Origin of the sequence: Xanthomonas axonopodis pv. maculifoliigardeniae (assembly GCF_041519315.1) — a bacterium.
Lineage (GTDB): Bacteria > Pseudomonadota > Gammaproteobacteria > Xanthomonadales > Xanthomonadaceae > Xanthomonas > Xanthomonas euvesicatoria.
In genome coordinates this window covers 2,100,907-2,125,826 of the sequence record NZ_CP167998.1, presented here as the reverse complement: position 1 = coordinate 2,125,826, position 24,920 = coordinate 2,100,907, and the positions used below count along the sequence as shown (strand labels likewise).

Here is a 24,920-nt window from a genome sequence, read left to right as displayed (position 1 = left end):
GGCCCCGGGGCTGCACCTGGACACCGCGCTCGCCGGCGAGCGCGGTGTTTTTTTATGGGCAGTGTTTCTGGCGCCAGGCGCATTGCCGGGCATCACATGCGTCGCGGCAGCACGGCCGCATGGGTCTTGCGCACACGCAAAAAAACCTCCGGTGGCGCCTGCACTGACGCCCCGTCCCGGCTTTGCATGCGCTTGATCAGACCGGGGTGCCATCGCCAACAGCCCGCATCGGCAGAGTCCCGGTTTTTTCGAACATAAATGCCATCGAAACCGTGTGATTAATTTGTGACGACGCCCTTCAGTCGAGAGTGGTTGCGCCGCTAGCTATGTCAGCAACGAGGCACGCCTGCGAGCGCGAAAACGCCTCACTGCACTATGCCATCGCACGGCCGATCACGGGGGGCCGAACGGATGGCTCCCACTACTCAAGTTGTTACCAGCTCAAGGCACATTCGATGAAACAGCTAAGTCTTTCGACACAACTGGCACTGGGTTTCGGCACAGTTGTTCTTGTGCTCTTGATCGTCGCAACGGTAGGGCTACGTGGGCAGTCCCAGCTGTCGGACGCGGTGGCCATGAACGACCACACCTATCAGGTCATCGGCACCGGCCGTGCCATGTCCATTGCCACGGTCAATGTAGAGACGGGCGCGCGCGGCTTTTTGCTGTCCGGGCAGGAAACGCATCTCAAGCCGTACAAACACGGCAAGGTGCAGTTCGAACAGGAATTCACCAACGCCAAGACGTTGACCGCCGACAACCCGGTTCAGCAGGAACGCCTGCAGCGCCTGCATGCGGCGTATGAGCAGTTCATGGGCTTTGAGGACAACCTGATCGCGCTGCGTGGCAAAAGCAGCGATACAGAGCTGTCCGCATTGCTGACGCAATTCAAGGCCGGCCATGAGCGCGTGGCGATGGGGCAGATCCGCCAGCAGCTGGCGGACTTTGAAGCGCAGGAAAACCAACTATTGGTCAAACGCAGCGCGACATTGGCGGCCGCAAAGGCCCGCAGCCGTTGGTCGATGATCGTCGGCAGCGGCATCGCCGTGCTGGTAGCGCTGGTCAGCGGCGGGTTGATCCGTCGTCGCCTGGTCAATCGTCTGGGCACCGCCTCGCACGTGGCCGACTCCATCGCGGCCGGCAATCTGTCGGTCAGCGTGGACAGCAGCGGCACCGACGAGACGGGCCGCCTGCTCGCCAGCATGAGCAAGATGCAGCAGCAGTTGCAGAAGGTCTTGCACGGCCAGCAGGAAATGAAGCGCCGGCACGATCAGGGCGAGCTGAATTTCCGTCTGGACGAAGCAGCGTTTCCTGGCGACTACGCCACCATCGTGCGCGGCAACAACGACCTGGCCGCCTCGCATGTGGCCGTGATGATGCGGTTGGCGCAGATCATGGGCCAATACGCTGTTGGCGACCTGCGCGAAGACATGGAAGCCCTGCCCGGCGACAAGGCCGTGCTCAGCGACACCATGGCCAAGGTCAAGGGCAATCTGTCTTCGGTCAACCACGCCATCAAGCATCTTTCCCAATGCGCCGCCAATGGCGACTTCAGCGCCCGCGGCGATGCGGAAAACTTCCAGCACGACTTCCGCGTGATGGTGGACAGCCTCAACACCTTGATGGCCACCGCCGACGGCAACCTGCAGTCGCTCTCGGGCTTGTTGCAGGCGATCGCTGCTGGCGACCTCACCGCACGCATGAGCGGTGAATTCCACGGCGTGTTTGCGCAGATGCGCGACGATGCCAATGCCACCGCCGTGCAGCTGGCCGAAATCGTCACCGGCATCAAGGCCTCGGCCATCTCGATCAAGGGCGCGGCCAGCGAAATCGCTGCCGGCAACAGCGACCTGTCGCAGCGCACCGAACAGCAGGCCGCCAGCCTGGAAGAAACGGCCGCCTCGATGGAAGAGCTCACCTCCACCGTCAAGCAGAACGCCGAAAGCGCACGCCAGGCCAACCAGCTCGCCATCGGCGCGGCCAGCGTGGCCACCCAGGGCGGCGAGATCGCCGGCCAGGTGGTCGAAACCATGGCCGGCATCGAGGCCTCGTCGAAGAAGATCGCCGATATCATCTCCGTCATCGACGGCATCGCCTTCCAGACCAATATCCTGGCCTTGAACGCAGCGGTGGAAGCGGCACGTGCCGGCGAGCAAGGCCGCGGCTTCGCCGTGGTGGCTTCTGAAGTGCGCACGCTGGCGCAGCGCTCTTCCGGCGCCGCCAAGGAGATCAAGGACCTGATCGCCGACTCGGTCGAACGTGTGACCGCCGGTTCGGTGCTGGTCAATGCCGCAGGCAGGACCATGGGCGAGCTGGTGACCAGCGTGCAGCGGGTCACCGACATCATGGGCGAGATCTCTGCAGCCTCGCAGGAACAGTCGGCCGGCATCGAACAGGTCAACCAGACCGTCACCCAGATGGACGAAACCACCCAACAGAACGCCGCGCTGGTGGAAGAAGCCACTGCCGCCGCGCGCTCGCTGGAAGAACAGGCGGTCGGATTGACCGAGGCCGTGGCGGTCTTCAAGACCGAGCAAGGCACCACCAGCACGGTCCGCACGGCATCCGTCGCCAAGGCGGCGCCGGCCGTGCGCGCCAAGCTGACCTCGATCGGCGGCAGCGCGGCCGCCAAGCCGCGCGCGGTTGCTGCATCGACGACCGTCGACACCAGCTGGCAGGAGTTCTGATCAGCACGCACTGGCATCGGTGGGAGTGCTCACCGATGCCATGCGCCAGGCAGCCGCTCCACACATCAGTCATTGCAACACGCAGGGCCCGAGCCAGCACATGCAACCCGCATGCGCTAGCTCGGGCCCTTATGCATTGATGGGCGCCGCTGGCGATGGGCCAGACTGCTGCGGCCTGGAAGGCGTCGACAGCCAGCGCGAACCGCCAGGGCGACACGCGCCTGCAGCCGGCACGCGTCGGCTGACTTGCCCCTTTCTGATCGGCCCTTCCCCAAAGACCCACTGGAACATCAGCCGCAAGGTGGCATTGGCGCCCCGACCGGCGTGCATGTCGAGCGCCCTTCCCTTCGCGCGCGCTCATCGCTGCTGCACCTCGCCCGGCAGGGCCTTGCATCGGCACGCGTCGCTGCCCGCTTCCGTGAACGATGCCAGCTATAACAAACGCTAAATAGCGAGCTCAAGTATACGACCAGGTCGCCGCTACCTGCCCTGCAATCGGGACGGAGCCGACGCACGCCAGCAGCGCCAGCGCCAGGCGTCATGCGGCCGCCCTAGCTTGCAGCGGGTGCCGACCGTGATCGCGAGGCCGCCGCCGTTGCCTCCAAGCGCCTCCCTCTCCTCCTTCCCGGCAGGTATGTTTCATGATCGGCTTTCTCCAACGCTATAACGTCGGTACCCGCCTTTCCGCAGCGTTCGGCTTTCTGATCCTGTTGTCCTGCGGCCTGGTGGTCGCGGGCCTGATGACCTTGGCGCAAGCGCGCGGGCGCATGGATTCGATCGTCAAGCGCAACATGACGATCCTGGAATATGTCGGCGAGATGCGCAGCGCCAGTGCGGACATTGCAGTCAACCTGCGCAACATCGTGCTGCCGACCACGCAGGAAGAGAACATCGGCTTCGCAAAAATCGTCGAGCAGCAGCGGCAGTACTACAGCGACATCCACGACAAGCTGTACGCCATCCCGCCGTCCGACGCCAATGGTGCGGCAATGCGTCGGCAAATCGATCTTGCCCGCGAAAAGGCGCGTGTCGCCAATCAGCAGGTGCTGGACCTAGGCATGAACGGCAAGCCCGACCAGGCGCTCAGGGCGCTGATGCAGCAGGCCGCACCGGCAAACCAGCAATGGCAGGACGCGCTCAATGCATATGCCGCACGCCAGCGCAGCCGTGGCGCGGCGGCCTATGCCGATGCAAACACCGCGATGGATCGTGGCCGGGCATTGCTGATCGCCGGCGGCCTTGCGGTGATCTTGGTCAGCAGCCTGCTGGCCTGGTGGATCACCCGCAGCCTGACCCAGCCGTTGAGCCGTGCCACCCGTGCCGCCGAGGCCATCGCCGAAGGTCGCCTGGACAGCGACGTGCACACCACCGCCACCGACGAGCCCGGCCGGCTGCTCAGCGCCATGGCCAGGATGCAGACGCAGTTGCAGCGTTTCTCCGGCGAAACCACGCGGATGATCGCGCTGCACGCCGACAAGGACATGACGCACCGCATGCCGCAGGACTTCCCCGGCGTGTACGGAGAGCTGAGCAAGGGCATCAACACGATGATGTTCGAGCACCTGGACGCCATCGTCGATGCCATCGAAGTGCTCAACGAATACGCCCGCGGCGATCTGCGCCGCGATGCACGGCGCCTGCCGGGCAGCCGCGCGGTGCTGCACGAATCGATGGATGCTGCCAAGGCCAGCCTGCTGGCGATCAATACCGAGATCAAGCGCCTGGCCAGCGCGGCTGCGGCCGGCGACTTCAGCGCACGCGGCGATGCGCAGCGGTTCGAGCACGATTTCCTGCGCATGGTGCAGGACCTCAACGCGATGATGGAGGTCAGCGACACCAGCCTGGTCACCTTGTCGTCGGTGTTGCAGTCGATCGCCGCCGGCGATCTCACCGCCCGCATGCACGGCAACTTCCACGGTGTATTCGCCAAGATGCGCGACGACGCCAACGCCACCACCGAGCAGCTCACGCGCATCGTGGTGCGGATCCAGGGCGCGGCCGGCAACATCAGCGCAGCCACCGGCGAAATCGCCGCCGGCAACCAGGACCTGTCCCAGCGCACCGAACAACAGGCCGCCAACCTGGAAGAAACCGCTGCCTCGATGGAAGAGCTCACCTCCACCGTCAAGCAGAATGCCGAAAGCGCACGCCAGGCCAACCAGCTTGCCATCGGCGCCGCCCGCGTTGCAGCGCAAGGCGGGCAGATCGCCAGCAAGGTGGTCGAGACGATGAGCGGAATCGAGTCTTCGTCCAGGAAGATCGCCGACATCATCAGCGTCATCGATGGCATCTCGTTCCAGACCAACATCCTGGCGCTCAACGCCGCGGTGGAGGCGGCGCGCGCCGGCGAACAAGGCCGCGGCTTTGCCGTGGTGGCCAGCGAAGTGCGTACGCTTGCGCAGCGCTCCACCGCAGCGGCCAAGGAGATCAAGAGCCTGATCGACGATTCGGTGCAGCGCGTGGCCGAAGGCTCGCTGCTGGTGCACAGCGCCGGCACCACCATGGCCGAAATCGTGACCAGCGTGCAGCGCGTCACCGACATCATGGGCGAGATCTCCGCGGCCTCGCAGGAGCAGTCGTCGGGCATCGAGCAGGTCAACCAGACGGTCACCCAGATGGACGAAACCACCCAGCAGAACGCCGCGCTGGTGGAAGAAGCCACTGCCGCCGCACGCGCGCTGGAAGAACAGGCGCTCGGATTGACCGAGGCCGTGGCGGTCTTCAAGACCGACAGCAGTGATGCATCGCAGGCATCGCGTGCAGCCTCACGACGCCCGGCAGCAGCGCCCGCGCTTTCGGCCAGGGCGGCGGCAGCCGGCCGCGCCCCTGCCGCCACGCTGCGCGCCGTCGTCGCTGCGCCCAGCAACGACAGCAGCTGGCAGGAGTTCTGAACAGATCGCCAGCACTGACTGAACCGGACGGGTCGGCAGCGCTGCCGACCCGTTAAAGGCGTACACGTCGTTAGCCGATAGCCTGCTTACATCCATGAGACGCATCAATGACCACCTCACCCACGCTGTCGCCGCAGACCATTCCCGCTTTGCCACGCCGCTGGACCAGCCGTTGGGACGACCTGGCCATCGCCAGGAAACTCGGCATCATCGGCGTGCTTGCGTTGGTGGGGCTGGTCATTCCGGTGCTGCTCTATAGCGGCAAGCTCAATGAAAGCGTCGCCATCAGCAGCAACGAATTGCGCAGCTACGCGCCGCTTGGCCAAATGCTGGGCCTGATCACCGACCTGCACGCAGCCCATGTGGATAGCGGCAGCGCCGCCAAAGACGCCGCGCAGCGCGCCGAGCGCGATCTCGCCCAGCTGCTCGCCACCACGGCCGGCATGCCCGGCTTCGAACGCAGCCAGAAGCAATTGCTGGCCTTGCAGCAGCGCCATGTTGCCGGTGCCGCCGCAGAAGGCTACGCCGCCGTGAGCGAGCAGGCCTTCGCCGCGCTCGATGCATTGCGCGACGACAGCCAGCTGGTCTACACCCCGTACATCGAGAGCTACCACCTGGTGGTGTCCACGCTGATCTACAGCCCCGAGACCACCGAATCGCTGACCCGTCTGGACGCCGCCAGCGACCCCTCGCAGGCGGGCGACAGCCGCGCCATGCTGCGCGAGCAGCTCGATCAACTTGACCGAAACCATGTGCGTTTCCGCCATGAACTGGACAAGGCGATGGGCTTGTTGGAACAGCCCGACCCTGCGCTGGCCGATGCCGCCAAGGCCGAAGCGACCCAGGCAAGCGCCGCACTGGCTGCACTGGGGTCCGCCCTGGACGGCAGCGATGCCAAGGCAGACGCACAGTGGAATGCCGCACTCGATGCGCTGGGCCAGACCATGCGGGACCTCAGCAACGTGTCCCTGCAAGCGCTGCAGCGGCAATCCGAACGTCACCTGGTCGACGCACGCAACGCGATGTGGCAAGCGATCGCCGGCCTGTCGGTGCTGGCGCTGCTGATCGCCGCGCTGTGCTGGTACACCTTGTCGCGCCTGACCCGCAATGTGCGCCGCGCCGCGACGGTGGCCGCCAATATCGCGCAGGGTCGGCTGGACGATCAGGTCAGTGCCGCCGGCCGCGACGAAACCGGTCAATTGCTCGACACCATGCGCCAGATGCAAGGGCAACTGCAGCGCGTGCTCAGCGCGCAAAGCGAAATGGCGCAGCGCCACGATGCCGGCCAGATCAGCTACCGCATGCAGGCAGACAGTTTCCCCGGTGCCTACGCCACCATGGTGCACGACACCAACGCGCTGGTGGGCTCGCACATTGCGGTCAAGATGAAGCTTGCGCAGATCATGTCGCGCTATGCCATCGGCGACCTGAGCCAGGACATGGAGCGCCTGCCTGGCGAAAAGGCCGTGCTCACCGACACCATGGATACCGTCAAGGCCAACCTGTCGGCGATGAACAGCCAGATCAAGCTGCTTGCGCAGGCCGCAGCCAATGGCGATTTCAGCGTACGCGGCGACGCACAGCGCTTCCAGTACGATTTCCGCGCGATGGTGGACAGCCTCAATCACTTGATGGCCACCGCCGATGCCAATCTGCACGCGCTCTCGACGGTGTTGCAGGCGATTGCGGCGGGCGACCTCACCGCCCGCATGCACGGCGATTTCCATGGCGTATTCGCGCGCATGCGCGATGACGCCAATACCACCGTGACCCAGCTGGCCAATATCGTCGGGCGCATCCAGCAGTCCACCAATGCCATCAACGATGCCGCCAGCGAAATTGCCACCGGCAATCAGGACCTGTCGCAGCGCACCGAACAGCAAGCGGCCAATCTGGAGGAAACCGCTGCCTCGATGGAAGAACTCACCTCCACCGTACGCAACAACGCCGAGCATGCGCGCCGCGCAAACCAGCTGGTGGTCGGTGCGGCCACGGTCGCCTCGCAAGGCGGTGCGGTGGTGGGTGAGGTGGTGGGCACCATGGCCGGCATCCAGACTGCATCCAAGAAGATCGCCGACATCATCAGCGTCATCGACGGCATCGCCTTCCAGACCAATATCCTGGCCTTGAACGCGGCGGTGGAAGCGGCACGCGCCGGCGAACAAGGCCGTGGCTTTGCCGTGGTGGCCAGTGAAGTGCGCACGCTGGCGCAACGCTCGGCCGGCGCGGCAAAAGAGATCAAGCACCTGATCGAGGACTCGGTCAGCCGCGTCGAACACGGCAGCCAGCTGGTGGGCCAGGCCGGTCGCACCATGCAGGACATCGTCGATTCGGTGCAGAACGTCACCACCATCATGCATGAGATCAGCGAGGCCTCGCAGCAGCAGTCGCAAGGCATCGAACAGGTTGGCCAGACCGTCGCGCAGATGGACCAGGCCACCCAGCAGAACGCCGCGCTGGTGGAAGAAGCCACCGCCGCCGCCCGGTCGATGGAAGAACAGGCGCAGCAATTGCGCGATGCGGTCTCGGTGTTCCAGTTGCAGGCCGGGTCTGCGCATCGCCGCCTGGGCCACGCTGCCTGAGGCAACGCCTGGCGATCGACCGGCCCCTGGGACGCTGCGCGCACGCCTGCGTCCCACCTTGGTCACTGCCCGCTGCCTGCATCGGTCAGGCACCGGCGCAACGGCCGCACATCATCAACGCGCACGCGCTTCGCCCAGTGCGATCGGCAGAGCGCTATTGCCAGCGCGCATGCGTCGAGCGGCCCTGCGCGAGCGCAGATCCAAGCCACACATGCCAAACCGCCCTGGATCCAGACGCCTGATGGGCTGTCAGGCCTGTGAGCAGGAAGTGAAGGCGCGATCTTCCAGAGCCCCAGGAATGCCCCGTTTGACAGGCATTTCCAGGCGGTTGTGCACACCAGGCTCACCTCGGTGACGCCAACCCATACGCGTCCGGGCTAGCGAGTTCAGCAGCACCGACAGGGCGCCGTTACCAACCTCAAGCACGTGTACCTGCCCTGCAATCGCTGGCGTTGCGACCTTTTGATGTCGCAACGCTCGATGGATCGGTTCGACGCATGCCCGCATCGGCGCCACCAGCGTACCCAGTACGCCTCCCCGCCCTGCGCACTGCCCCTTTCCTGCCCATCGCCCTCGAGATCCCAACATGATTGCTCTTCTTCAACGCTACAACGTCGGCAAGCGCCTGGGCTTCGCCTTCGGCACGCTGATCCTGCTGTCCTGCGCCCTGGTCGTCGCTGGCCTGTATACGCTGGCGCAGGCGCGCCAAAGCCTGGATACGCTCGCTAATCGCAACATGGTGATCGTCCAGCGGCTGCAGGAAATGAACAACGCGGTGTCGGTCATTGCCGTGCAGCTGCGCAACATCGTATTGCCGACGCCAGACGAAGAAAATCAACACTTCGTGGCGATCATCCAAGAGCAACGCCGCATCTACAAGGAAGCACACGACAAGCTCTACACCTTCTCGGCAACGCCTGTAGCTCAGGCGCTACGTGAGAGGATCGATGCCAACAACCAGGCCGCCCGCGCGCTCAACCAGCAGGTGATCGACCTGGACCTGGCCGGCAAAACCGACGAAGCGATGCCCTTGCTGTTGCAGCGTGCCGCACCGGCCACGCAGGCATGGCAGGACGCGCTGCTGGAGTATTCGGCGTTGCAGCGCCAACGTGCCCAGGAAGCCAATGCGCTGGCCACCACGGCGATGGCCCGCGGGCGAGCCATGTTGATTGGTGGCGGCCTGGCGGTGGTGCTGATCAGCGGCTTGCTGGCATGGCTGATCACCCGCAGCCTGGTGGTTCCGCTGACGCGCGCCACGCGCGCGGCCGAAGCCATTGCCCAAGGCAACCTGGACAACGACGTCAGCGCGAACTCCAACGACGAGACCGGTCGCCTGTTGCATGCCATGGACAACATGCAGGGCCAGCTGCGCAATCTGATTGCCGCACAGCTGGGCATGGCCAAGCGCCATGAAGAAGGCCAGATCAGCTTCCGCATGGATGCCGGCGCGTTCCCGGGCGATTTCGGCCGCATGGCCAATGACACCAACGAATTGGTGGCCGCGCACATCAAGGTGAAGATGCAGACCATCCATCTGATCGAGCGTTATGCCATCGGCGACCTGTCCGAAGACATGCAGCAGTTGCCCGGCGAGAAGGCGGCCATCACCGCGGCAATGAACCAGGTCAAGCACAACCTGTCGACCATGAACACCGAAATCAAGCAGCTGGCGCAGGCTGCGGCCAGTGGCGACTTCACCGCGCGTGGCAATGCCGAGCAGTTCCAGTTCGATTTCCGCATCATGGTGGAAAGCCTCAACACCTTGATGGCCACCGCCGACGGCAACCTGCAATCGCTCTCCGGCTTGTTGCAGTCGATCGCTGCCGGCGACCTCACCGCGCGCATGAGTGGCCAATACCAGGGCGTGTTCGCGCAGATGCGCGACGACGCCAATGCCACCGCCGAACAACTGGCCAGCATCGTCGGCCGCATCCAGATCGCAGCCGACGCGATCGGCCTGGCCTCGGGCGAAATCGCTTCCGGTAACCAGGATCTGTCGCAGCGTACCGAACAGCAGGCCGCCAACCTGGAAGAAACCGCCGCCTCGATGGAAGAGCTCACCTCCACCGTCAAGCAGAACGCCGAGCACGCCAGCCAGGCCAACCAGCTCGCCATCGGCGCCGCTGCGGTGGCCTCGCAAGGCGGCGATGTGGTGGCCAAGGTGGTCACCACCATGTCCGACATCCAGGGCTCGTCCAGGAAGATCGCCGAGATCATCAGCGTCATCGACGGCATCGCATTCCAGACCAATATCCTGGCCTTGAATGCGGCGGTGGAAGCGGCGCGCGCCGGCGAACAGGGTCGCGGCTTCGCCGTGGTCGCCTCCGAGGTGCGCACGCTGGCGCAGCGTTCGGCCGGTGCTGCCAAAGAGATCAAGCACCTGATCGACGACTCGGTCGAAAAGGTCACGCAAGGCGCAACCCTGGTCGATCAGGCCGGTACCACCATGGCCGAGATCGTCGCCAGCGTGCAGCGCGTCACCAACATCATGGGCGAGATCTCCTCGGCTTCGCAGGAACAGTATGCGGGTATCGAGCAGGTCAACCAGACCGTGACCAGCATGGACGAAACCACCCAGCAGAACGCCGCGCTGGTGGAAGAAGCCACCGCCGCCGCACGCGCAATGGAAGAACAAGCCCAGCAACTGACCGAAGCGGTGGCGGTCTTCAAGGTGGCTGCGCATGCACCGGTGGCACGTCGGTTGTCGGCCATTGCCAGCGCACCGGCCAATGCCCGCTTCGCGCCGCGCCCGGCAGCACGCGTCACCCCGGCGGCCGCATCGCCACGTCGCACTCCTGCGGGCAACGCCACATCGGCCGCAGAGCTGGGCGATTGGCAGGAGTTCTGATCGCAAAGGCAGCGTCACGCACGGCAGTCGGTTGCGAACGACTGCCGTGTTTATTCCTGAGAACCAGCTGTATCAAGCGTCCGAGCTCACTCAATCGATTGCAGGCAGCGCCGATAACGCTGCTTTGGCGACAAGCAACGTGAGCGCAATGCGTTTTTCCAGCCTGTCAGCGCAACCGCATTCCACCTTTTAGAGCCGAGCGATTCCATGAACTCTCTTCTGCTGCGTTTCAATGTCGGGCCGCGCCTGGCTGCCGCCTTCACCGTGCTGATCCTGCTGTCCGGGTTCATCGCCTTCATCGGCTATCGCGGGCTGACCTCTGCACGTGCGCTGGTGGATGCCCTGGTGCACCAGAACATGACCAAGATCCGCCTCTCCAACGACATGATGAATGCCAACTACGTCATCGCCGCGGAGCTACGCAATGTCGTGTTGCCGACCAGCAACGAAGACAATCTGAAATTCATCGAATCCATCAAGCAGGCGCGCGCCGACTACGCGAAGGCGCACGATGCGCTGTACGCCATCCCGTCTTCGCCGCAGGGCATCGGCATCCGTACCGAGATCGACCGCCTCGGGCAGCCGGTGCGCGACTTGAACAACCAGGTCGTCGACCTGGTGATGTCTGGCCACAGCGATCAAGCATTGCCGCTGATGCTTACCCAGGCCGCACCGGCGATGCAGAAATGGCAGGACAAGATCGGCGAGAACATCGCCCTCCAGGACAAGCTCGCCTCCGAAGCAGCCGAAGTGGCATTGCAGTCCATGGACGATTCGCGCAAGTTGCTGGTCGGCGGTTCGCTGATGGTGGTATTGCTGAGCGGCACTCTGGGCTTGCTGATCACCCGCAGCCTCACCCGGCCGCTGAGCCGCGCCACCCAGGCTGCCGAAGCGATTGCCGAGGGCAGGCTCGATAACGCCGTGCATAGCGATGCCAGCGACGAAACCGGGCGTCTGCTGCAGGCCATGGACAAGATGCAGTCGCAGGTGCGCAACCTCATTACCGCCCAGCTGGACATGGCCAAGCGCCACGATGCCGGCCAGGTGAGCTTCCGCATGGATGCCGGCGTGTTCCCCGGTGACTACGGCCGCATGGCCGGCGACACCAATGCGCTGGTCGACAGCCACATCCAGGTCACCGCGCGCCTGGCGCAGATCATGGGCCGCTATGCGATCGGCGACCTCAGCGACGACATGGACGCCCTGCCCGGCGAACAGGCCAAACTCACCGAGACCATGGCGCAGGTCAAACACAACCTGGCCGCGATGAATCGGCAGATCAAGCAGCTGGCACAGGCCGCCGCGGCCGGCGACTTCAGTGCTCGCGGCGACGCAGTGCAGTTCCAGTACGACTTCCGCATCATGGTCGAGAGCCTCAACCAGCTGATGGCCACTGCCGATGGCAGCCTGCAAGCGTTGTCGGGCATGTTGCAGGCCATTGCTGCGGGCGATCTCACTGCGCGCATGGATGGCCAATTCCAGGGTGTGTTTGCGCAGATGCGCGACGATGCCAATGCCACGGTGACGCAACTGGCCGGTATCGTCGGGCACATCCAGACCTCGGCGGTCTCGATCAATGCGGCTGCCAGCGAAATTGCCGCCGGCAACAACGACCTGTCGCAACGTACCGAACAGCAGGCCGCCAACCTGGAAGAAACCGCTGCCTCGATGGAAGAGCTCACCTCTACCGTCAAGCAGAATGCCGAGGGCGCACGCCAGGCCAATCAACTGGCGATCGGTGCGGCCAGCGTGGCGTCGCAAGGCGGCGAGGTCGTCGGCAAGGTCGTGGACACCATGGCGGGCATCCAGGCCTCGTCGAAGAAGATCGCCGACATCATCTCCGTCATCGACGGCATCGCGTTCCAGACCAATATCCTGGCCTTGAATGCGGCGGTGGAAGCGGCACGTGCCGGCGAGCAGGGCCGCGGCTTTGCCGTGGTGGCCAGTGAAGTGCGTACGCTGGCGCAGCGTTCCTCAGCCGCCGCCAAGGAGATCAAGGACCTGATCGGCGACTCGGTGCAGCGCGTCACCGACGGCTCGCAGCTGGTGGACCAGGCGGGCCGCACCATGGCCGAAATCGTCTCATCGGTGCAGCGCGTCACCGACATCATGGGCGAAATTTCCGCTGCCTCGCAGGAGCAGTCGGCCGGCATCGAACAGGTCAACCTCACCGTCACGCAGATGGATGAGGCCACCCAACAGAACGCTGCCCTGGTGGAAGAAGCCACTGCCGCCGCGCGCGCGATGGAAGAACAGGCACAGCAACTCACCGAAGCGGTGGCGGTCTTCAAGGTCGATGCGAACGCACCGGTGGCACGCAAGTTGTCAGCCATCGCCAGCGCCGTGAGCCACCAGCGGCCGACGACGCGCCCGGCTGCACGTGCCGCCGTGGTCGCGGCGACACCGCGGCGCGTGGCAGTGAATGCAACCACGTCGACCGTTGGAGATGGCAATTGGCAGGAGTTTTAAGCGACGGCGCCGGAGCCCACCGGTCGCCGGCAGTGGCGGGCGACCGGCACCGCCAGCGGGATCGTTTTTAGTCGCGGTGGTGCATTCGGCCGCCGTACTCATCGTCAACCGGTCGCAGCTGCCGATGCGCGTTTCACGCAACACCGTTGTCCAGCAACACAGACGTTTCGAGAGCCTTTGATCCGCGCTCCGCAGATCTTGTGGGCCGCTTCCCTTGCGAGGGGAAGCGGCCCTTTTTTTTGCTGCCATCCCGGAGTAAGACCGACAGACCGCACCAGCGCTCTTCAGGCGAAGCGGTGCGTAGCAACCGAGGATGTGAGCCAATTCCGGCTCCGGCCATAACCGCCTGGCGACTGCGCAACCCTCGCATTGGTTGCCCAGGATGTTGCTCGGACGGGCGGCCGCAAGGCGCCATTTCGCCCGCAGTATGCGGCCCGTCGCCTCCCTCAAGGACACTTTTGGTTTCACCCAAAATTTACAATCGTCGGTGACAAGGTGGACGATGTGAAACCGCTTTCAGCCAGCGAATGCTGAATGGAATGCCTAATTTTGTGCTGATTTCAACGGGAACAATCAATTTCGAGCATAAACGGCCGCTACCGAGCTCACGCATTCGTAACGCCCTCCCCCGGGCAAGGTCGATTCCTCATGCATTCCTTCAACCGCCTCTCGGTCGGTACGCGGCTCTCCGCACTGCTCACGCTGGTCATCGCCATTTCGCTGGGGCTGCTGGCCCTGACCATCTATCGCCAGTCCGCTGGCGATATCGAATCGCAGGTCAAGGCCGAGCTGCGCTCCAGCACCCGACTGATGCAGCAGTCGGTGGCGATGTACGACGTCACGCTCAGCGAAGGCACCCAGCGTCTGGGCAGCGTGTTCGACGACATGCTCCCCACCGGCGCGCGCGAACTCGATAGCGCCAGCACGGTCACCATCGGCGAGCAGAACACCCCCTCGCTGCGTGCCGGCAAGCAGGCATTGAATCTCAATTTCGACGCCGTGGACCGCTTTGCCAAGGCGACCGGCGGCGTTGCCACGATCTTCGCCCGTACCGGCGACGACTTCGTGCGCATCACCACCTCGCTGCGTAACAAGCAGAACGAACGCGTCATCGGCACCCTGCTCGATCGCAAGGGCAAGGCCTACGCCGCCCTGTCGCAAGGCAAGAGCTTCACCGGCCAGGCGCAGCTGTTCGGCGAGCAGTACATGACCCATTACCAGCCGCTGCGCGATGCCGCCGGCGAGGTCATTGGCGCGCTGTTCGTCGGGCGCAACTACACCCAAGGCCTGGCCGCGCTCAAGGCCCAGGTCAGCACCACCAAACTGGGCCAGGACGGCTACTTCGTCATTGCCGACATGGCGCCGGGCGATCACCAGGGCCAGATCATCGCGGCTCCGCCGGGCACCCCGGCCACATTGGCGGCACTGGTGCCGGCCGAACAACAGGCTCTGTTGCAGGCAGTGCTGGACGGCAAGCAGCCCAGCGCCAACCTGCAGCTGCGCGATGGCAAGGGCGCCAGCCAGGCCTTCGAAGTCACCGCACAGCGCTACACGCCGTGGCAGTGGGCGGTGATTGGCGCGCAGCCGCGCAGTGCCATCGACGGCCCGCTGGACGCGCTGATGGGCAGCATGCTGCTGTTCTCGCTGGTGGTGCTGGCACTGTGCATCGCGGTGGTGTTCATTGCCGCGCGCAAGATGGTCACCCGCCCGCTGCTGGCAGTGGAACGCGTGCTTGGCGACGTGGCGGCCGGCCGCCTGGACAACGCGATTGACATCGACCGGCATGACGAACTCGGTCGCCTGCTGCTCAACGCGCGCACCATGCGCGATGACCTGCGCGCGCGCCTGGAACGCGACCACCTGATCGCCAGCGAAGCACTGCGCGTACGCACCGCGTTGGACGACGTCAGCACCAATGTGATGATCGCCGACGCCGAGCGCCGCATCATTTACGTCAATCGACCGCTGCAGCGCATGCTGTCGGAGATGCAGGACGTCCTGCGGCACGATCTTCCCAACTTCGATGCCGCTGCACTGGGCAATACCCGCATCGACCAGTTCCATCGCAATCCCGAGCAGGCACGCCTGCTGGATCAACTCAAGAGTACGCACACCGCACAGGTCGAAATCGGCGGCCGCATCGTGCAGGAAGTGGTCAGCCCGGTCGTGGCTGCCACCGGCGAGCGCATGGGCTATGTGGTCGAATGGAGCGACCGTACCCAGGAAGTGCAGGTGGAACAGGAAGTCGCGCACGTGGTGGAAGCCGCCGCGGCCGGCGACCTCAGCGAGCGGATCGACGTGCGCGGCAAGCAGGGCTTCCTGTTGCTGCTGGCCCAACAGCTCAACACGCTGCTGGACAACAACGCCGACGGTCTGTCGCGCGTCTCCGCCCTGCTCTCGTCGCTGTCGCAAGGCGACCTGACCGCACGCATGGACGGCGCGCTGCAGGGCGTTTTCGCCACCATCCGCGACGACGCCAACGCCACCGCCGACCAGTTGGCCGGTATCGTGCGCCGCATCAAGGACTCGTCGCTGACGATCAATTCGGCCGCCACCGAAATCGCCACCGGCAACGGCGACCTGTCGCGTCGCACCGAACAGCAAGCGGCCGCGCTGGAAGAAACCGCAGCCTCCATGGAAGAGCTCACCGCCACCGTCAAGCAGAACGCCGACAACGCCGACCAGGCCAATCGCCTGGTGCTGGATGCTGCCGGTGTGGCGGCAAAGGGCGGCGATGTGGTGAACCGCGTGGTCACCACCATGGCCGATATCGACGCCTCGTCGAAAAAGATTGCCGAGATCATCAGCGTGATCGACGGCATCGCCTTCCAGACCAATATCCTGGCCTTGAACGCGGCGGTGGAAGCGGCGCGTGCCGGCGAGCAGGGTCGTGGCTTTGCTGTGGTGGCCTCGGAGGTCCGCACGTTGGCACAGCGCTCGGCCGGCGCAGCCAAGGAGATCAAGCACCTGATCGAAGACTCGGTCACCCGCATCGGCAACGGCGCGGCACTGGCTTCCGAAGCCGGCAGCACCATGCAGCAGGTGGTGACCTCGGTACAGCGCGTCACCGACATCATGGGCGAAATCACCAGCGCTTCGCGCGAGCAGGCCGCAGGCATCACCCAGGTCAACCAGACCGTCACCCAGATGGACGAAACCACCCAGCAGAACGCCGCGCTGGTGGAAGAAGCCACTGCCGCCGCGCGCTCGATGGAAGACCAGGCCGCACAGTTGGTGGATGCGGTGGCAGTGTTCCGCCTGGAGCCACAGGACCGCCTGAGCACCCTGCTGGCCAACGCACGCCATGCCTACAGCTGAGACGGCAACGACGATTCATTGCAGCCAGATCACAGCGTCGAGGGCGCGCTGCCCTCACCGCCCGCGGGACACGCCGTGAACCCATCCATGGCGGCTCGATGGCGGCATCCATGCCGCCAACGGTCCGGCAACCGGCAAGGACACCGCGCCAGACAGTTTTCTGCTGGCGCTGCTGAAGTGCTTAGGACACCGCTTCGCGCGGCTTGAGGTTGCTGGTTGCTGTGTTGAAACCCTGCACACCGACCAACGCGACTGGTCCTTGCCCGCCCACCGTCGTGGGACCCTTGGCGGCATGGATGCCGCCACGGCGCTTAGGGACGTACTTGCAGCGTGTCCTGCGATGGTGGGCGGGCAAGGACCCTGCAGCCAGCACAAAGACATTGAAGACGCGGAGCCTAACCCGCTAGTTCGCTGGTGGCGTATTGAAGAACGAAGACCTCGCGCCAGACGTTGACGCTTGCTTGGCTGAACGCGCTGCACACAGACCATCGCGGCTGCGCCTGGCCACCGATCGGCATAGAGTTTGGTCGGCCGCCTTAAAGATTTGGCTTTGCCGCCGATATCAAGGCGACGCCGGGACAACCCGCCAGGCGCCTTCCCGCTTCTACTGTGCTTGTGCCCATGTCCCAAGGCGATACCTCAGAGCTGGACCACGACGCCGATCACCTCGCCGAAGGTGACGAGCGCTACCTGCTGCGCAACAAGCGGCAGATCCGTGGATTGCTGCGCCAGCTGCTCGACCAACGCGCCATCGTGACCATGCATGTGGCTGGCCGCGACATGGCCGTGCCCACCGCCGTGTTGGAAGTGGACGAAGACGACGACTGCGTGATCCTGGACGGCAGCCATAACGATGCCTCCAACCGCGCCATCGAAGGCGCCAAATACCTGCTGTGCTACGCCCAACTGGAACGGGTGAACATCCGCTTCCGCCTGGAAAAGGCCGAACGGATCGAGCGCGACATCCACGTCGCCTTCCGCGTCGACCTGCCTGCCGCGATGTACCACATGCAGCGGCGCGAATCGTACCGGCTGGAAACGCCGATCACCGATTCGCCCGTCTGCACCATCCGCCAGGAAGCGGCGCAGGGAAACGAGTTCAACCTGCAGCTGCGCGTGATCGACATCAGCAGCGGCGGCCTGGCGGTGTCCCTCACCGACGGGATGCCCTTGCTCGAATTGCAACGCACCTACCGCAACTGCATCCTGCAATTGCCCGACACCGCCCCGATCACGCTGCCGCTGACCGTGTGCAGCCAGCACAAGCAGGCCCTGCCCAACGGCAGCGAAGGCTTCCGGATCGGCATGCAGTTCAGCGACCTGCCGCGCGGCGCCGACGAAACCATCCAGCGCTACATTTTCCGTGTCGACCGCCAGCGCAATGCGCGCAAGAGCGGCGTGTTCTGAACCCTCGCGTACCACGCGGGGCCGGCACCTAAAGTTGCCGCCTACCCCGCCGATGTTGCTAGGGCATCCCGCATCCGTCTCTGCTGCCGCAGTCCTGCCTCAACCCGACACTTAGCCGCAACGCCCGGAGTTTCCATGAACGATAAAAGCACTGCCACCGGCACAGGTGGTGAATTCCTCAGCTTCGCTTTGGGCGAAGAACACTACGGCGTGGATATCCTGAAGGTGCAGGAAATCCGCGGCTACGATTCGGTCACGCGTCTGCCCGACGCGCCGGACTACATCAAGGGCGTGATCAACCTGCGCGGCACCATCGTGCCGGTGATCGACCTGCGCCTGAAGCTGCGCCTGAAAGAAGCGCGCTACGACGCTTTCACCGTGATGATCGTGCTCAACGTCGAGGACCGCGTGGTCGGCATCGTCGTGGACAGCGTGTCCGACGTGATTCCGCTCAACGACGACCAGATCCGTCCTACCCCCGAATTCGGTGCGTCGGTCGACACCCGTTTCATCTCCGGTATCGGCACCCAGGACGATCGCATGTTGATCCTGCTGGATATCGAAACCCTGCTGGACAGCACCGAGCTGGGTCAGCAGCTGGTGGAAGAAGCCGCCTGATTCAAACGGCTGCGTTGCCTCGCCTGCGGTCGCCGGAGAGGTGTAGAGGAATGCAGGAGCCGCCATGTACGACAAGCGGCTACCAAACGACTGCCAGGCCGCCAGAACGCGCGTGGTCGGCGCTCCGAATCCCGATGTCGCACATGTGCACACCGGCTTCTGCGCCCCTCGCCACCGTTGGCTGATTCGCTCCGTTCGGTAGCCGCTTTTCAGCGTAAGCGGCGGCACCCTGCACCCACTGCACCGCTCCGGCGGCCGCAACGCTTTTGTGCGATCGCATCTACGACGATCGCGTGTCAGGAAGCTCCCGACACGCGACGCACCACTCGATGGAAATGAGATAAAAATCACGTTTTCCGGATTCAAGTTGAACGGCGGTTAGCCGATAGCTGAATGAAGCCCGCGTCCACACAACGGGTCACCGTTCGACTTTTGATTTCTGGAGAATCCCAATGAAGTTCCTGCTCTCGCTCCTCCCCGTCGCTGCTCTCGTGATCGTTGCTCCCACGCTGTCGGCCCAGTCGCAGGAAATGATTCCGCCGGAAATGGCGACGCGCTTCGTCGGCAAGGACGGCATGGTGTGCGGCAAGGTCGAAAAGGCCAAGTACGCGCAGAGCTCGGAAGGCGAACCCACCTTCCTGTACATGGGCGGCATGTTCCCGCGCCACACCTTCTCCGCACGCATCGACGGCGCCAACCGCGGCAAGTTCAGCTTCGCCCCCGAAACGCTCGAAGGCAAGGACGTCTGCGTCCTCGGCAAGATCCAGCGCGACAGTTCGCGCGCCGAAATCGAAGTCAGCTCCCCGGCCAGCCTGAAGCTCGCCACCATCAAGTAATCGCCTCGCACATCGCCACGCCCTCGCGCGTGGCGATGTGCTGTTGCGGCTATGCGGACTGACTTCTACGGGGAATCGTGTCAATGCAATGGATCAACAATCTGAAACTGATGCCCAAGCTGATGCTGGCGTTCGGCATCGTGCTGCTGATCATGCTCGTCCAGGGCGTCATCGCCTATTCGGGCCTGGCTTCGCTCAATAACGTCACCCGCGACCTGGCCGGCAACACCATGTCCAGCGTGCGCGAGGCGGGCGATCTGCGCGGCATGCTCGGCGAATACCGGAATGCGGCCTACCAGAACCTGGTGCGCGCCAGCGATTCGGTCAAGCAGGAAGCCAAGGTCCGCGCCAAGAAGCTCAATGGCGAGATCGAAGCCACCATCAAGGGCTACCCGCGTCTGATCGAAAGCCCGCAACAGAAGAAGCTGTTCGACGTGTTCGTGGCGGACTGGAAGAAGGCATCGGCCTCCTATGCCAGCGTCGACGAAATGATGGAGCTGAATCTGCCCGACGACGCCATCGACACCTTCGTCGGCGAGACCCGTACCCTGCACAACAAGGCCAAGGATTCGCTGGCTGCCTTGATTGCCGAAGATAACCTGCTCGCGCAGGCGGCCAAGACCAAGGCCGAAAAGGTCCACGCCACCTCCGTCACGCTGACCCTGGTGGTGCTGTTGATCGGCATCGCCGGCGGCCTGGGCCTGGCCTTCCTGTTCGCCCGTTCCATCGTCAAGAGCATGCGCGGCGCGGTCACCACGGCCACCGAAATTGCCGGCGGCAAGCTGGACGGCCAGATCAACGTACAGGGCCAGGACGAAGTGGGCGAGTTGATGCGCTCCATGCAGCGCATGCAGCGCGACCTGAAGGAACGCATTGAACGCGACCAGGAGATTGCCGACGAAAACCTGCGCATCCGCACCGCGCTGGACAAGTCCTCGACCGGCACCTTCATCACCGATCCAGAGCGCGTGATGATCTACGCCAACGACGCCTTCAAGAAGATCGTGGCGCAGTACGAAAGCAGCATCCGCCTGGCATCGCCCGAATTCGACGCAAGCAAGGTGATCGGCCAGCACATCAGCTACCTGGGTTTGTCGGATGCGACCGTGCGCAAGGCCATTGCCGCACTGGAACGCGATGGCGTCACCAGCTTCGAAGAGCGTTTCGGCGAAGTGGTGCTGGCGCAGACCGTCACCTCCATCAAGAACGAACAGGGCGAGACCAGCGGCGAAGTCTGCGAATGGCGCGACCGCACCATCGAAGTGCAGGTGGAAGAAGAAGTGGCCCGTATCGTGCGCGCTGCCGCCAGTGGCGACATGAGCGGGCGTGTGGAAACCGACGGCAAGCAGGGCTTCTTCCTGCAGCTGGCGCAGCAGCTCAACGGCTTGCTGGATGCCAATGCCGGCAGCCTGGAACAGATTTCGACCCTGCTGTCCGCGCTATCGCGTGGCGACCTGACCGTGCGCATGCATGGTGAGTTCAGCGGCGTGTTCGCGCAGATGCGTGACGATGCCAATGCCACCGCCGAGCAGCTGGCCGACATCGTCGGGCGCATCAAGATGTCGTCCACTGCGATCAATTCGGCCGCTGGCGAAATCGCTTCGGGCAACAGCGACCTGTCGCACCGTACCGAGCAGCAGGCCGCCAATCTGGAAGAAACCGCCGCCTCCATGGAGGAGCTCACCTCCACCGTCAAGCAGAACGCCGAAAGCGCCCGTCAGGCCAACCAGCTTGCCATCGGCGCCACCGGCGTGGCTTCGCAAGGCGGTGAAGTGGTGTCGCAAGTGGTCACCACCATGTCCGGCATCGAAGCCTCGTCCAAGAAGATCGCCGACATCATCAGCGTCATCGACGGCATCGCGTTCCAGACCAATATCCTGGCGTTGAATGCAGCGGTGGAAGCAGCGCGTGCCGGCGAACAGGGTCGCGGTTTTGCCGTGGTCGCCTCCGAGGTGCGCACGCTGGCACAGCGTTCGGCCAGTGCGGCCAAGGAGATCAAGGGCCTGATCGACGACTCCGTGCACAAGGTGGCCGAAGGCTCGGCACTGGTGCGCAAGGCTGGCGCCACCATGGCCGACATCGTGGCCAGCGTGCAGCGCGTGACCGACATCATGGGCGAGATCTCTGCCGCTTCGCAGGAGCAGTCGTCCGGCATCGAGCAGGTCAACCAGACCATCACCCAGATGGACGAAACCACCCAGCAAAACGCTGCGCTGGTGGAAGAAGCCACTGCCGCCGCCCGCTCGATGGAAGAGCAGGCAGGTCATCTGGCCGAAGCGGTGTCGGTGTTCAAGCTGGACGACTCGGCTACGCAGGCGCCACAAAGCACACGCGTCCGGCCGATCGCCTCGCGCCCGGTTGCAGTGAAGAGCGCCGCCAAGCCGGTGGCACGCGCAGCAGCAAGCGCGTCGCGGCCAGCCAAATCCCAGGCCGCACTGGCCGACGGTAACTGGCAAGAGTTCTGATTCACCGCTATTACCACAACGCCCCGGCACTGCCGGGGCGTTGTGCATTTGGGCCAGGCACCTGCGTTGATCCCCGCGTCCGCTGCGGCAGCACACCGATGGGGCATCTTTGCCTCTGAGCGCCCATCGCCAGCCGCCGTCCCCATCGGACGAGCTAGCGAACCCAACCGCGCCCAATCCACGCATTGGCGCTTCAGTTGCGCGGCTCCGTGGCCGATATCCAGTTATAGCTCACGACGCGTATGGATATGACGACAACGACTTCCGCTTCAGACACACGCGAATTTGATTTCGGCGACCGCGACTTCAAGCGTGTCTGCGACCTGATCTACCAGCGTGTCGGCATCGCACTGGCGCCGGCCAAGCGCGACATGGTGTATGGCCGCCTGTCGCGTCGCCTGCGCGTGCTCGGCCTGCGCTCGTTCCGCGACTACCTCGACCAGCTCGAAGCCGGCAACGATGAAGAAGAGTGGCAGGCATTCACCAATGCGCTGACCACCAACCTGACCTCGTTCTTCCGCGAGCCGCACCATTTCGACAAGCTGCGCGAAGAACTGCAAAAGCGCGCCTCGCAGGCGCCGTTGAAGATCTGGTCGTGCGCCGCCTCCACCGGCGAGGAGCCCTACTCCATCGCCATCACCTCCTGCGAAGCCTTCGGCACGCTGACCCCGCCGGTGAGCATCGTCGCCACCGACGTCGACACGCAGGTACTGGAAACCGCCTCGCGCGGTGTCTATGCCATCGACCGTGTCGCCTCGCTGGATGCAGCGATCAAGCGCAAGTACTTCCAGCGCGGCAGTGGCCCCAATGAAGGCAAATGCCGGGTCATTCCGGCGCTGCGCCAGCTCATCGAATACCGCCAGTTGAATCTGCTGGCACCGCGTTACGACGTCGGCGGTCCGTATGCGGCACTGTTCTGCCGCAACGTGATGATCTACTTCGACAAGCCCACCCAGCGCGGCATCCTGTCGCGCCTGGTCAGTCACATGGGCGAGGACGGTCTGCTCTACACCGGGCACTCGGAGAACTACCTGCACGCGGCCGATCTGATCCAGCCGTGCGGGCGCACGCTGTATCGGCGCGCACCGCGCGCAGGAGCCTGAGCATGAGTACCGCCGTGCAAGTCGACGACGTCATGCGCTACCGCGATTCGCGGTTCCAGACCATTGCCGCCAAACTGCTGCCCACCCAATACCTGGTGGTGGACGACGACACCGCGTTGACGACCACCTTGGGATCGTGCGTTGCAGCCTGCCTGCGCGACCCGGTGCTCAAGATCGGCGGCATGAACCACTTTCTGTTGCCCGAAGGCCAGGTCGGCGACGGAGCGCCCACGCGCTACGGCAGCTATGCCATGGAGTTGCTGATCAACGACATGCTCAAGCGCGGCGCGCACCGCAAACGCATCGAAGCCAAGGTCTTCGGTGGCGCCAACGTGCTGAAGGGCTTCACCAGCAACCCGGTCGGCACCCGCAACGCCGAGTTCGTGCGCCAGTACCTGCAGGCCGAACATATTCCCATCATCGCTGAAGATCTGTGTGGCATCCATCCGCGCAAGGTGTGGTTCTTCGCGACCACTGGCCGCGTCGTCGTGCAGCGCTTGCCGCACGCACACGAAGCCGAAGTCGCCGCCACCGAATCGGCCGTGCGCGCCCGTCTGTCCAAAGCACCGGTTACCGGTGGAGTGGAGTTGTTCGAATGACGCTGGAAACCCCTGTGCGTGTATTGATCGTCGACGATTCGGCGGTCGTGCGTCAGATGCTCACCGAAATTTTGTCGCGCGACGCCGGCATCGAAGTGGTCGGCTCGGCCGCCGACCCGTTGCTGGCGCGCGAAAAGATCAAGCGCCTCAATCCGGACGTCATCACGCTGGATGTGGAAATGCCGCGCATGGACGGCCTGGTATTTCTGGAAAACCTGATGCGCCTGCGCCCTACCCCGGTGGTGATGATTTCATCGCTGACCGAGCGCGGTGCCGACACCACCTTGCAGGCCCTGTCGCTGGGCGCCGTGGACTTCGTGTCCAAGCCCAAGATCGACGTCGCACGCGGGCTGGAAGGCTACGCCGAAGAAATCGTCAGCAAGGTCAAGATGGCGGCCAAAGCCAAGGTCAGCGCACTCAATCGTCCGAGCGCGCCCAAAGTCACGCTGGATATGCAATCGGCACCGGTGGCCGGCAGCGCGCTGCGCTTTCGCACGACCGACCGCTTGATCGCCATCGGCGCCTCCGCCGGTGGTACCGAAGCGCTGCGCGTGGTGCTCGAACACATGCCCGCCGATGCGCCCGCGGTGGTGATGACCCAGCATCTGCCTGCCAGCTTCAGCACCGCATTCGCCGAGCGCCTCAACCGCCATTCGGCCATGTCGGTACGCGAAGCCACCGATGGCGAGGCCATCCTGCCCGGCCATGCGTATCTGCCGCCGGGCGGCCAGCATCTGCGCATCATTCGCGACGGTGCGCGCTGGCGCTGCCGCATCGACGATGGCCCGCCGGTCAATCGCCACAAGCCGGCAGTGGACGTGCTGTTTCGTTCCGTTGCCGCCAATGCCGGCCCGAATGCGGTGGGCGCCATCCTCACCGGCATGGGCGACGACGGCGCACGCGGCCTGCTGGAAATGCTGCAGGCCGGCGCGCCGACGCTGGTGCAGGACGAAGCCAGCAGCGTGGTCTGGGGCATGCCCGGTGCCGCGTACAAACTTGGCGCCGCGCAGGAAGTGGTGCCGCTGGACCGCGTGGCCGAGCGCTTGCTCGCATTGTCGGCGCAGGCGCGCTGATCCGGCATGGCCGCGCATCCCTCG

General features: G+C 64.4%; 13 protein-coding genes and 1 pseudogene. All 14 read left to right on the top strand.

Annotation, left to right across the window (positions count from 1 at the left end):
• Nucleotides 1-575 precede the first annotated feature (575 nt).
• The 14 genes and pseudogenes from ACDH77_RS09335 to ACDH77_RS09270 all read left to right on the top strand — a co-directional run bounded on the left by ACDH77_RS09335 (nt 576) and on the right by ACDH77_RS09270 (nt 24,896).
• Nucleotides 576-2,687, top strand: a complete 2,112-nt coding sequence (locus ACDH77_RS09335) for a methyl-accepting chemotaxis protein (protein WP_372353898.1) — start codon at nt 576-578, stop codon at nt 2,685-2,687.
• 155 nt (nt 2,688-2,842) lie between these two features.
• Nucleotides 2,843-3,135, top strand: a pseudogene (locus tag ACDH77_RS09330) (hypothetical protein).
• 193 nt (nt 3,136-3,328) lie between these two features.
• A complete protein-coding gene (locus ACDH77_RS09325) occupies nt 3,329-5,578 on the top strand; it encodes a methyl-accepting chemotaxis protein (RefSeq protein WP_029819317.1) in 2,250 nt (749 codons plus the stop codon).
• Nucleotides 5,579-5,685: 107 nt separating this feature from the next.
• The gene (locus ACDH77_RS09320; RefSeq protein ID WP_011347231.1) at nt 5,686-8,160 is read left to right on the top strand and encodes a methyl-accepting chemotaxis protein; all 2,475 of its coding nucleotides are present in this window, start codon (nt 5,686-5,688) and stop codon (nt 8,158-8,160) included.
• Nucleotides 8,161-8,746: 586 nt separating this feature from the next.
• Entirely contained in the window at nt 8,747-11,008 is a 2,262-nt protein-coding gene (locus ACDH77_RS09315) for a methyl-accepting chemotaxis protein (protein WP_372353841.1), read from the top strand.
• A 207-nt stretch (nt 11,009-11,215) separates the two neighbouring features.
• Nucleotides 11,216-13,477 (top strand): methyl-accepting chemotaxis protein, encoded by a 2,262-nt coding sequence (locus ACDH77_RS09310; RefSeq protein ID WP_372353840.1) that lies wholly within the window; start codon nt 11,216-11,218, stop codon nt 13,475-13,477.
• Between the two features lie 648 nt (nt 13,478-14,125).
• Nucleotides 14,126-16,795: a Cache 3/Cache 2 fusion domain-containing protein gene (locus ACDH77_RS09305; protein WP_372353839.1), complete on the top strand. Its 2,670-nt coding sequence runs from the start codon at nt 14,126-14,128 to the stop codon at nt 16,793-16,795.
• Nucleotides 16,796-17,416: 621 nt separating this feature from the next.
• Nucleotides 17,417-18,202, top strand: coding sequence for a flagellar brake protein (locus ACDH77_RS09300; protein ID WP_011347226.1), 786 nt, complete (start codon nt 17,417-17,419; stop codon nt 18,200-18,202).
• A gap of 135 nt (nt 18,203-18,337) precedes the next feature.
• Nucleotides 18,338-18,820: a chemotaxis protein CheW gene (locus ACDH77_RS09295; RefSeq protein ID WP_003486339.1), complete on the top strand. Its 483-nt coding sequence runs from the start codon at nt 18,338-18,340 to the stop codon at nt 18,818-18,820.
• Between the two features lie 452 nt (nt 18,821-19,272).
• Nucleotides 19,273-19,656: a hypothetical protein gene (locus ACDH77_RS09290; protein ID WP_003486337.1), complete on the top strand. Its 384-nt coding sequence runs from the start codon at nt 19,273-19,275 to the stop codon at nt 19,654-19,656.
• 83 nt (nt 19,657-19,739) lie between these two features.
• The gene (locus ACDH77_RS09285) at nt 19,740-22,121 is read left to right on the top strand and encodes a methyl-accepting chemotaxis protein (RefSeq protein ID WP_008571500.1); all 2,382 of its coding nucleotides are present in this window, start codon (nt 19,740-19,742) and stop codon (nt 22,119-22,121) included.
• Nucleotides 22,122-22,363: 242 nt separating this feature from the next.
• A complete protein-coding gene (locus ACDH77_RS09280) occupies nt 22,364-23,224 on the top strand; it encodes a CheR family methyltransferase (RefSeq protein WP_372353838.1) in 861 nt (286 codons plus the stop codon).
• A gap of 2 nt (nt 23,225-23,226) precedes the next feature.
• Nucleotides 23,227-23,823 (top strand): chemoreceptor glutamine deamidase CheD, encoded by a 597-nt coding sequence (gene cheD, locus ACDH77_RS09275; protein ID WP_003486330.1) that lies wholly within the window; start codon nt 23,227-23,229, stop codon nt 23,821-23,823.
• Nucleotides 23,820-24,896, top strand: a complete 1,077-nt coding sequence (locus ACDH77_RS09270; RefSeq protein ID WP_003486327.1) for a chemotaxis response regulator protein-glutamate methylesterase — start codon at nt 23,820-23,822, stop codon at nt 24,894-24,896. Before cheD ends, ACDH77_RS09270 begins: the two co-directional genes overlap by 4 nt.
• Nucleotides 24,897-24,920 lie beyond the last annotated feature (24 nt).

Bases quoted from the DNA above. Each gene is read 5' to 3' on its own strand.
- ACDH77_RS09335 (WP_372353898.1), top strand. From the start codon at position 576: ATGAACGACCACACCTATCAGGTCATCGGCACCGGCCGTGCCATGTCC.
- ACDH77_RS09325 (WP_029819317.1), top strand. From the start codon at position 3,329: ATGATCGGCTTTCTCCAACGCTATAACGTCGGTACCCGCCTTTCCGCA.
- ACDH77_RS09320 (WP_011347231.1), top strand. From the start codon at position 5,686: ATGACCACCTCACCCACGCTGTCGCCGCAGACCATTCCCGCTTTGCCA.
- ACDH77_RS09315 (WP_372353841.1), top strand. From the start codon at position 8,747: ATGATTGCTCTTCTTCAACGCTACAACGTCGGCAAGCGCCTGGGCTTC.
- ACDH77_RS09310 (WP_372353840.1), top strand. From the start codon at position 11,216: ATGAACTCTCTTCTGCTGCGTTTCAATGTCGGGCCGCGCCTGGCTGCC.
- ACDH77_RS09305 (WP_372353839.1), top strand. From the start codon at position 14,126: ATGCATTCCTTCAACCGCCTCTCGGTCGGTACGCGGCTCTCCGCACTG.
- ACDH77_RS09300 (WP_011347226.1), top strand. From the start codon at position 17,417: ATGTCCCAAGGCGATACCTCAGAGCTGGACCACGACGCCGATCACCTC.
- ACDH77_RS09295 (WP_003486339.1), top strand. From the start codon at position 18,338: ATGAACGATAAAAGCACTGCCACCGGCACAGGTGGTGAATTCCTCAGC.
- ACDH77_RS09290 (WP_003486337.1), top strand. From the start codon at position 19,273: ATGAAGTTCCTGCTCTCGCTCCTCCCCGTCGCTGCTCTCGTGATCGTT.
- ACDH77_RS09285 (WP_008571500.1), top strand. From the start codon at position 19,740: ATGCAATGGATCAACAATCTGAAACTGATGCCCAAGCTGATGCTGGCG.
- ACDH77_RS09280 (WP_372353838.1), top strand. From the start codon at position 22,364: ATGGATATGACGACAACGACTTCCGCTTCAGACACACGCGAATTTGAT.
- cheD (WP_003486330.1), top strand. From the start codon at position 23,227: ATGAGTACCGCCGTGCAAGTCGACGACGTCATGCGCTACCGCGATTCG.
- ACDH77_RS09270 (WP_003486327.1), top strand. From the start codon at position 23,820: ATGACGCTGGAAACCCCTGTGCGTGTATTGATCGTCGACGATTCGGCG.